We start from the raw sequence: 1,307 nt of genomic DNA, 5'->3' as shown, positions 1-1,307 counted from the left end.
TGAAGTGTCCCAGGTTTTGTTCCGTTTGAGTAGATGGGAAAATCTGGAATATGCCAAGAAAATTTGACCAGGATGCCAAGGACCGTGTGGTCCGTCTCGTGGAAGACCGCATCTTGGCGGAAAATATGTCGATGCAAGCCGCGTGCCAGGCAGTAGCCCCAAAGCTGGGCGTCTCGTGGCACACGGCGAGGCAATGGACGCAGGCCGCTCGTCGCGAAGGACGTGTTGTGGAATCAATGCCCGAGGACCTTGCTGCAGAAAACGCACGGTTGCGTCGAGAGAATCAAGAGCTGCGGGACACCAATGAGTTGTTGAAAGCCGCCTCAGCTTTTTTCGCATCCGAACTCGACCCAAAACGTCGGAAATGATCCGATTCATCGATGAGCATCGGAATCGTTTCTCAGTCGAGTTCATCTGCCAGACGTTAAACACGCATCGCGAAGGCGGTTTTCTTAGCTCGCGTGGATACCGCCAATCCAAGGCCCGGGGCTTAAGCTCCCGCGCTTTTCGCGACGCTGCCCTAGTAGAGCGCATTACCGAAGTTCATAAACAAAACTACGGTGTCTACGGGATTCGCAAAATGTGGCGCGTGCTGCGCCGCCAGGGCATTGACATTGGACGCGAGCAAACAGCCCGGCTGATGCGCAGTGCTGGACTGTCCGGCAAGGGCAAAGGTGGGGCACCAATCACAACGCGCAAACCCAAGGGTCCGGATCATCGCCCTGACTTGGTAAAACGTGAGTTTAAGGCCCCTGGCCCTAATCGGCTGTGGGTGGCGGACATTACCTACGTGCGCACCCGAAAAGGCTTTGTGTACACCGCGTTCGTGACCGATGTATTCTCCCGGAGGATCGTCGGATGGGCGCTGTCCGATTCGATGCGCACCGAAGCCTTGCCGCTGCAGGCGTTGAACCAGGCAATCGTGTGCGCTAAGGAAACAACGGGCTTGATTCACCATTCAGACCACGGCTCACAATATGTGAGCATCGTCTACAACGAGCGCTTGGCTGAGCACGGTATCGCAGCGTCCACTGGGACGGTGGGCGACTCCTATGACAATGCTTTGGCTGAGAACGTCAACGGCTCCTACAAGAATGAGCTGATTCATAGGCGAACGTGGGCCGATGTCGTCGACGTGGAAATCGCGACGTTCGAGTGGGTGAATTGGTGGAACGAGTCAAGGCTCCACCAGAGCCTGGGCTACCGCACGCCGGCTGAAGTCGAAACCGAATTTTGGGAACACCACCCCAGTCGAGAAATAATGGAAATCAAGGCACAAGCCTAGGAACAAAACCCGGGACACTTCA

At 55.9% G+C, this 1,307-nt stretch carries 1 protein-coding gene; it reads left to right on the top strand.

What is annotated here, in order from left to right; translation table 11 throughout:
- The first annotated feature begins 50 nt into the window (after positions 1 to 50).
- Positions 51 to 1,285, top strand: a protein-coding gene (locus tag AC05K6_RS10165) for an IS3 family transposase (protein WP_239388614.1) whose coding sequence is annotated in 2 segments (ribosomal slippage) — positions 51 to 342 and positions 342 to 1,285 — 1,236 coding nt in all. Because the reading frame shifts where the segments join, the coding sequence is not laid out codon by codon here.
- Positions 1,286 to 1,307 lie beyond the last annotated feature (22 nt).

This window comes from Corynebacterium sp. TUM25020 (genome assembly GCF_056388495.1).
Note: the sequence above shows the minus strand (reverse complement) of the source record. Positions and strands in the feature narration are given on the sequence as shown.